Source organism: uncultured Nisaea sp., assembly GCF_963974195.1.
Taxonomy (GTDB): domain Bacteria; phylum Pseudomonadota; class Alphaproteobacteria; order Thalassobaculales; family Thalassobaculaceae; genus Nisaea.
Map to the genome: position 1 here is coordinate 1 of NZ_CAXBDC010000155.1, position 7,016 is coordinate 7,016.

Here is a 7,016-nt window from a genome sequence, read left to right on the forward strand (position 1 = left end):
TGCCGGGCGACGAGGACATTCACACCCTGGCGGAGCGCAAGGCGAATGCCGAGGCGGCGAAGCGGAAATCGATCTCCGAACATCCGGTGGTCGCGGCGGTGCTTGAAGCCTTCCCCGAAAGCACGATAGAAGCCATTCGACCGCTGGTCAGGGAAATCCCCGAGGACGCTGCCCCGGAGGCCGCCCCTTACAGCGACGAAGACAGTCAAGCGAACGAGGCATGACCAGATGAAAAATCTCGGCAACATGATGAAGCAGGTCCAGCAGATGCAGGAGCGCATGCAGGAAATGCAGGCGGAATTGCAGGAACTGGAAGTCGAGGGCTCCAGCGGGGCAGGCATGGTCACCGTCAGGATGACCGGCAAGGGAGAGATGAAGGGGATCAAGATCGATCCTTCCCTCGTCGATCCGGCCGATACCGAGGTGCTGGAAGACCTGATCATCGCCGCCGCCAACGATGCCAAGGCGAAGGCGGATGAGAAGATGCAGGACGAAATGCAGAAGCTGACCGGCGGGCTGCCCTTGCCGCCAGGCTTCAAGCTGCCGTTCTGATCCGGTTGCGGCTGGCAGGACAGTCCCGCGATGGATGAGCTCGACCGCGTCATGCATTATCTGGCGAAGCTGCCGGGCCTCGGCCCGCGCTCGGCCCGCCGGGCGGTGCTGCATCTGTTGCGCAAGCGGGAAGCCCTGATGCGTCCTCTGGCCGACGCGCTTGGCGCGGCGGCGGAAGCGGTGCGCGACTGTTCGGTCTGCGGCAATCTCGATGCCAGCGATCCCTGCCACATCTGCAAGGACGAGAGCCGCGACGGCTCGGTGATCTGCGTTGTGGAGGATGTCGGCGATGTCTGGGCGCTGGAGCGGGCCAGTGCCTTCAAGGGCCGGTATCACGTTCTCGGCGGTCTGTTGTCCGCGCTCGACGGTGTCGGGCCGGACGATCTCAATCTCGACAGCCTGATCGCCCGTTCCGGTGCGTCTGAGGTGAAGGAAGTGATTCTGGCCATGGATGCCACTGTCGATGGCCAGACCACCGCGCATTACATCTCCGACCGGCTGGCCGGTCTCGATCTCTCCATCACCCGGCTTGCGCGTGGCGTTCCGGTCGGCGGTGAGCTTGATTTCCTTGATGACGGAACCTTGACCCAGGCCCTGAAGGCCCGCCGGGCACTCTGATCGTGGACCAGCGTGCAACGCGCCTGAAGGCGACCGCCATCGGCTTCACGGCCGTGCTCATGTGGGCCGCGCTGGCGCTGTTCACCGCGCTCACCGGCAAGGTGCCGCCGTTCCAGCTTCTCGCCATGTGCTTCTCGGTGGCGACGCTGATTGCCTGCGTCTTCTGGCTGGTCCGGGGGGAAAACCCGCTCACCTATATGCGGCAGAAACCGATGGTCTGGCTGCTCGGGGTCGGCGGCCTGTTCGGCTATCACTTCTTCTATTTCGTCGCGATCGACAACGCGCCGACGGTCGAGGCCAGCCTGATCGCCTATCTCTGGCCGTTGCTAATCGTTGTCTTCTCGGCCCTGCTGCCGGGGGAGCGGCTGCGCTGGTTCCATGTCGCGGGTGCCTTGCTCGGGCTTGGCGGGGCGGCCCTGCTGGTGACGCGGGGCGAAACGCTCAGCCTCGATCCGCGATTCAGCTTCGGCTATGGCGCGGCCTGTATCTGTGCCGTTACCTGGTCCGGATATTCGGTTCTGTCGCGCCGTTTCGGTTCCGTTCCGACCGAGGCCGTGGGCGGGTTCTGCGCCGTCGCGGCGATCCTTGGTGTCCTCTGTCATCTGGCGTTCGAAGAGACGGTCTGGCCGGACGGGGCGCTGGAATGGGGCGCTGTCGCCCTGCTCGGGCTCGGTCCGGTCGGCGGTGCCTTCTTTACCTGGGATTATGGGGTGAAGCGCGGGGATATCCAGGCGCTTGGCGCGTCGTCCTACGCTGCCCCGTTGCTGTCGACACTTCTGCTCATTCTGGTCGGGCTCGCCCCCTTCACGGGGGTGGTCGCCGTGGCCTGTCTGCTGATTGTCGGCGGCGCCGTGCTGGCCTCAAAGGACATGATCTTCCGGCGCAAGGCGCCGAAGGTCGAGGGAGGGGACTAAGATGGGACAAACCGCACTGCATTTTGCCGTTGAACCGGGTGACCCGAAACGGCTGGTCGGACGGCAGGTCGCGAATGCGGGATTCCTGCGGGCGTATCTGGCGCACGGCGCGGCGAATCCGGTCCATATCCATGCCTCGCATGAGGGGTTCGAGCAATTCAGGGCCCTGTTCCCCGGCTCCCGCGCGCTTGTCCATGTTCCGGCGCATCGCGGCCGCGATCTGGTGGATCTGAGCGGCCTGTTCATGCCCGGCCCGGCGCTGGCCGAGCGGGCCTGGAATCGCCGGCTGGTCGGGCGCGGCAAATACAGCCTGAGCGGGGTAACCCACGCCATGGCATCGCGGCGGGCGCAGGATGCTGTCCGGGAAATGCTGGTCGCTCCGATGGCGCCCTGGGACGCGCTGATCTGTGCCTCCCAGTCGGTAAAGAGTCTGGTCGAGCGGCTGATCGCGGATTATTCCGGTGCCCTTGCCGGGATCGTCCGGGGGCGCCCGGAATTCAAGCCCCAGCTCCCTGTCATTCCGCTCGGGGCCGATGTGGAAGCGCTCTCCGCCATTCCCGATGCCGCCGGAGTCTCTTTCCGGGCGGAGCACGGAATCCCGGCGGACAGTTTCACCGTGCTCTATCTCGGACGCCTGAGCTATCACACCAAGGCGCATCCGATCCCGATGTACCGGGCGCTGGAACAGCTTGCGGCGCGGATCGGCCGTCCGGTCACGCTGATCGAGGCAGGCTGGTACTACAATCCGGAAACCGAAGCGGCGTTCGATGCGGCGGCGCGGGCCTTCGCACCAAACATCAGGGTGGTGAAAGCCGATGCGCGCGAGGAGGCGGTGAAACAGGCGGTGCTGTCTGCTGCCGATGTATTCATCTCCCTTGTCGATAATGTGCAGGAGAGTTTCGGTCTGACCCCGGTCGAGGCGATGGCGGCGGGGCTTCCGGCCATTTCCAGCGACTGGGATGGCTATCGCGATACCGTGCTGCACGGCGAGACCGGGTTTCTGATCCCGACAGTCATTCCGCCCGCCGGTGCCGGGTTCGAATATGCCTGGCGACTGGCCGTGGGGCAGGACGATTACGATGCCCATGTCGGGGTGCTCGCCCAGCATGTCGCGGTCGAGATCCCGAAAGCCGTCGACGCCCTGGCCCAGCTCGCGGAGCAGCCGGACTTGCTGCGGCGGATGGGCGACGCGGCCCGGCGCCGGGCGCGGGAGATTTACGACTGGCCGGTTATTGTGCGCGCTTATGATGCGCTCTGGCGCGATCTGGAAGAGCGGCGCGGCTTCTATTCCGATGAAGACCCGGCGGCGGTGCCCCAGCTCAGCGATCCTTTCAGGACCTTTGCCGGGTTTGCCAGCGAGCGCATCGGCAAGGGCTTCCGGGTGCAACCGGTCGCGGATGCGGAGAAGTTGCTGGATCTTCTGCAGGCAAACCCGATCTCGTCGATGGATATGCGCTCTCTCGGTGACGGACGCGCGCTGGTGGCCAGCATGCGTCAGAACGGGGTGATGTTCATCGAGCAGGATATGAGCGAGCTTGATGTCATGCCGTCGGCTCGGACTTTCCGGGCACTTGCCTGGATGCTGAAGATGGGTGTGATCGAGCGAGTTTAATCCGAAGCCTGGCCGCGCGGCGCTGGCCGCCAGCCGGGCGGGGCCATTTCGAAGCCGGAAAAATCGAAGCCGGGCGCCACGGTGCAGCCGACGAGCGTCCATTCGCCGAGGCTTTCCGCCGCCTGCCACCAGTTTGCCGGAACCACGACATGAGGTTTCTGGCCGGCCAGAACGTCAGGGCCGAGACGGTGTGCTTCGGTGCCTTGCCCGTCTGGCGAGAGCGTCAGGAGAAGCGGTGCGCCAGCGTAATGATGCCAGATTTCGGTGGCGTCCGTGACCCGGTGCCAGGCGGAGACTTCCCCGGCCGGCAGCAGATAATAGATCTGGGTCACCGTGCCGCGGCCGCCGTCACCCGGCGCATCGCGCCAGGTTTCGGCATAGTAGCCGCCCTCGGGATGCGGCTGCATCCCGAGTTTTGCGACGATGGCTTTCCAGTCGGAAATGCTCATGCCTGGGTCATGACGGCGGCTGGGTTTCCTGCATCGATTTACGCTCGGAGAATTTGGCGTACCAGGCGCCGAGCGCCGGATAGCTCTCGCGCCAGCCGATATCCGGATACCTGAAGTCGAGATAGCCGCAGGCGCAGGCCGCGCCAACGATGCCAGCATCGATCCTGTCGCCGAACGCTGCCGCTTCGCTGTCGAGAGCCTTGAGGGCGCCATGCACCTTCTTGACCTGCCCGTCGCTCCATGCGTCCCACTGCTTGTCTGCCGGACGCAGGCCGCGCTCATAGCGGTTGTTCACCGCCGCATCCATCAGACCGTCTGCCGTCGCTTCCATACGCAGCACATCCCAGCGCGCCTCGCCTGCAGCGGGGTAGAAGGATGGCGAGGAGGCCAGGGTGTCGAGATAGGCGGTGATGACACGGGAATCGAAGAGACCTTTGCCATTGTCCATCACCAGTGTCGGGATCTTCGCGACCGGGTTGCTGGCGGCGAGTTCGGCGTTTGGGTCGATCACGGTGCTGGAGACCTTGATCAGCTCAACCTTGTCCTCAAGGCCGAGTTCCTTGATGAAGACGAGGACCTTCCGGACGAAGGGGGATGCCGGTGCATAAAGCAGTTTCATTGGTTGTACGCTCCCTTGGATGTCCGGCTCGGTGAGCCGGTTGCCCTGAAAGTGGGCTTAGAAATTATCTTTACGACGTCTGATTTCGGCGAAGACGGCAGCCGGGCCGGCGCCCTCCATGCCGATGGCGGCGGCCAGCGCCGGATCGTCGGCGCGCAGGAACGGGTTCGTCTCCAGCTCGTCGCCAAGTGTTGATGGCACTGTCGGTTTGCCCTCCGCCCGCAACCGGTCGATCTCCGCCGCCTGGGCTTTCAGCTTGGCATTGCCGCCATCGACCGAGAGCGCAAAGCGGGCGTTCGACTGGGTATATTCATGGCCGCAATAGATCCGGGTCGAGGCGGGTAGGGCGCGCAGTTTTTTCAGCGAGTCCCACATCTGCTCCATGGTTCCCTCGAACACCCGGCCGCAACCGAGCACGAACAGCGTGTCGCCGGAGAGCAGGATGTCCGAATCCGGGAAAAAGAAGGCGATATGGCCCAGCGTGTGGCCCGGCGTCTCGAAGATTTCCGCCTTGTGTCCGGCAAACTCGAACACATCGCCCTCGGCCAGCGTGACGTCCATACGGTCAATCCGCGCCGTCTCCGATTTCGGGCCGACCAGGGTGCAGTCATATCTGGACCGCACGGCCTCGTTGCCTTCGATGTGGTCGCCGTGATGGTGGGTGTTGATGATGTGGCTCGGCTTCCAGCCGCGCGCGTCCAGCGCCGCGATCACCGGGGCCGATTCACCGGGATCGACCACCGCTGTCGCGCCGCTATCCGCATCATGCAGCAGATAGACGTAATTGTCGGATCTGGCGGGGACCAGCACCACTTCGAGACGGGCCATTGCTTCGCTCCTTGGAATCCGGTGGGGCTTCGTGAAAACGCTGGCGGGACCGTAGCATCAACCTTTTGACGCGGCCAAGCGGGCGACTATGATCCCTTCGCGACATGTGAACTGCCGGTATGGAACATGTTCAACGATGCAGTCGATCTCTGGGATTTTTACGGTACGCGCGTCGGGCAGGTTGCCCGGCGGCTGATCCGCCGCCGTATCCGCGAGCTATGGCCGAGCACCAAGGGCGAAACCGTGCTCGGACTCGGCTACGCGACACCGTTTCTGCGCCCGTTCCGGGACGAGGCGGAGCGGGTGATCGCGGTGATGCCGTCCCAGCAGGGCGTGCTGCACTGGCCGCGCGAGGGCAAGGGGCTGGTCTGCCTCGCCGACGAGGCCGAGTTGCCGCTGCAGGATGTCTCCGTCGACAAGGTGTTGCTGGTGCATGCGCTGGAATGCACCGAGCAGCTTCGGCCCATGCTGCAGGAGATCTGGCGGGTGCTGGCCGGAAACGGCAAGCTGCTGGTGGTGGTGCCGAACCGGCGCGGTATCTGGGCCCGGCTCGACCGCACGCCGTTCGGGCACGGTCATCCCTATTCCCCCTCGCAGCTTTCGCGCCTGCTGAAAGACAATATGTTCGCGCCGTCCCTGACCGCGCATGCGCTCTATATGCCACCCTCGAATTCGCCGTTGCTGCTGCGGTCCGCCTCCGCCGTGGAAAAACTCGGCGAGCGCTGGTTCAACCGGTTCTCCGGTGTGGTACTGATCGAGGCAACGAAACAGATCTATGCCCGGCCGAAGGGGCGTGCGGTGAAAATCAGGCAGCTCCTGCCGCTGCCCGCACGCCGGACGCCGGCCCTGAACACTGCCGGCGGCCATGGCCGCATGGCCGAAAGTCTACAGAGGAGGAAACAGAAATGATCGTGATCGCCGTCAAACTGGTTGTTGCCGAGAGCGACGCCGCGGCCTTCGAGGCCCGCCTGAAGAAGCACGCCGCCAACAGCCTGACCCAGGAAGGCTGCAAGGGCTTCCTCGTTGCCCGCGATCAGGAAAATCCCGGCGCCTTCCAGCTCTGGGAGTCCTACACCGACATGGCCGCATTCGAGGAGCACAAGGCGGCCGATTTCATGGCCGATTTCCGCGAATTCTCGACGCCGATGATCAAGGAGCGGGTGCTGGCAATCTGCGACCAGATCGCCTGACCGCAAGATATCTTCAGACAATGACGGCGGTTGCTCAGGCAACCGCCTGACCGCGGGGCATGCCCAATTTCCGCCAACCGGTTCTAAGCCTGCTTGAATTCGGCGCGCGCCACGGCTATTGCTAGCCGCCGCGCCGGAAACGGAATTTTGCGGCACTCTACTTTTTTCCGGGTCCGGCTGGACCCGTTCGGGGTTCGATTGGAAGGCTAGTCCGGTGAGCACGCTTGATGATCT

Annotated in this window: 9 protein-coding genes and 1 pseudogene; 7 read left to right on the forward strand and 3 right to left on the reverse strand. The window is 64.4% G+C overall.

Annotated features, from left to right (window positions below):
- The 5 genes and pseudogenes from AAC126_RS21045 to AAC126_RS21065 all read left to right on the forward strand — a co-directional run.
- A pseudogene (locus AAC126_RS21045) lies at positions 1-224 on the forward strand (hypothetical protein); the annotation flags it as partial.
- 4 nt (positions 225-228) lie between these two features.
- Positions 229-552: a YbaB/EbfC family nucleoid-associated protein gene (locus AAC126_RS21050; RefSeq protein WP_028466059.1), complete on the forward strand. Its 324-nt coding sequence runs from the start codon at positions 229-231 to the stop codon at positions 550-552.
- 30 nt (positions 553-582) lie between these two features.
- Positions 583-1,170 carry a recombination mediator RecR gene (gene recR / locus AAC126_RS21055; protein WP_339857234.1) on the forward strand — a complete coding sequence of 196 codons (588 nt, stop codon included), beginning with the start codon at positions 583-585 and terminating at the stop codon, positions 1,168-1,170.
- Positions 1,171-1,172: 2 nt separating this feature from the next.
- Positions 1,173-2,084, forward strand: coding sequence for a DMT family transporter (locus AAC126_RS21060; RefSeq protein WP_339857236.1), 912 nt, complete (start codon positions 1,173-1,175; stop codon positions 2,082-2,084).
- A gap of 1 nt (position 2,085) precedes the next feature.
- Positions 2,086-3,696, forward strand: a complete 1,611-nt coding sequence (locus AAC126_RS21065) for a glycosyltransferase family 4 protein (protein WP_339857238.1) — start codon at positions 2,086-2,088, stop codon at positions 3,694-3,696.
- Here the strand turns inward: AAC126_RS21065 and AAC126_RS21070 are convergent.
- From AAC126_RS21070 to gloB, 3 genes are read right to left on the reverse strand one after another with little or no spacing between them, the layout of a single operon-like run.
- Positions 3,693-4,145, reverse strand: coding sequence for a cupin domain-containing protein (locus AAC126_RS21070; protein WP_339857240.1), 453 nt, complete (start codon positions 4,143-4,145; stop codon positions 3,693-3,695). The two genes, AAC126_RS21065 and AAC126_RS21070, sit on opposite strands and share 4 nt — an antisense overlap.
- Before the next feature lie 7 nt (positions 4,146-4,152).
- The gene (locus AAC126_RS21075) at positions 4,153-4,764 is read right to left on the reverse strand and encodes a glutathione S-transferase (RefSeq protein ID WP_339857242.1); all 612 of its coding nucleotides are present in this window, start codon (positions 4,762-4,764) and stop codon (positions 4,153-4,155) included.
- 57 nt (positions 4,765-4,821) lie between these two features.
- Positions 4,822-5,592, reverse strand: a complete 771-nt coding sequence (gloB, locus tag AAC126_RS21080) for a hydroxyacylglutathione hydrolase (protein ID WP_339857244.1) — start codon at positions 5,590-5,592, stop codon at positions 4,822-4,824.
- Positions 5,593-5,718: 126 nt separating this feature from the next.
- Here gloB and AAC126_RS21085 point away from each other — a divergent pair, with 126 nt between their 5' ends.
- Both AAC126_RS21085 and AAC126_RS21090 read left to right on the forward strand, forming a co-directional pair.
- On the forward strand, positions 5,719-6,501 hold the full coding sequence (locus AAC126_RS21085) for a class I SAM-dependent methyltransferase (RefSeq protein ID WP_339857246.1): 783 nt from the start codon (positions 5,719-5,721) through the stop codon (positions 6,499-6,501).
- The gene (locus AAC126_RS21090) at positions 6,498-6,782 is read left to right on the forward strand and encodes a putative quinol monooxygenase (protein WP_339857248.1); all 285 of its coding nucleotides are present in this window, start codon (positions 6,498-6,500) and stop codon (positions 6,780-6,782) included. The genes AAC126_RS21085 and AAC126_RS21090 overlap by 4 nt, the downstream gene beginning before the upstream one ends.
- The last annotated feature ends 234 nt before the right edge of the window (positions 6,783-7,016 follow it).

Bases quoted from the DNA above. Each gene is read 5' to 3' on its own strand.
- AAC126_RS21050 (WP_028466059.1), top strand. From the start codon at position 229: ATGAAAAATCTCGGCAACATGATGAAGCAGGTCCAGCAGATGCAGGAG.
- recR (WP_339857234.1), top strand. From the start codon at position 583: ATGGATGAGCTCGACCGCGTCATGCATTATCTGGCGAAGCTGCCGGGC.
- AAC126_RS21065 (WP_339857238.1), top strand. From the start codon at position 2,086: ATGGGACAAACCGCACTGCATTTTGCCGTTGAACCGGGTGACCCGAAA.
- AAC126_RS21070 (WP_339857240.1), bottom strand. From the start codon at position 4,145: ATGAGCATTTCCGACTGGAAAGCCATCGTCGCAAAACTCGGGATGCAG.
- AAC126_RS21075 (WP_339857242.1), bottom strand. From the start codon at position 4,764: ATGAAACTGCTTTATGCACCGGCATCCCCCTTCGTCCGGAAGGTCCTC.
- gloB (WP_339857244.1), bottom strand. From the start codon at position 5,592: ATGGCCCGTCTCGAAGTGGTGCTGGTCCCCGCCAGATCCGACAATTAC.
- AAC126_RS21085 (WP_339857246.1), top strand. From the start codon at position 5,719: ATGTTCAACGATGCAGTCGATCTCTGGGATTTTTACGGTACGCGCGTC.
- AAC126_RS21090 (WP_339857248.1), top strand. From the start codon at position 6,498: ATGATCGTGATCGCCGTCAAACTGGTTGTTGCCGAGAGCGACGCCGCG.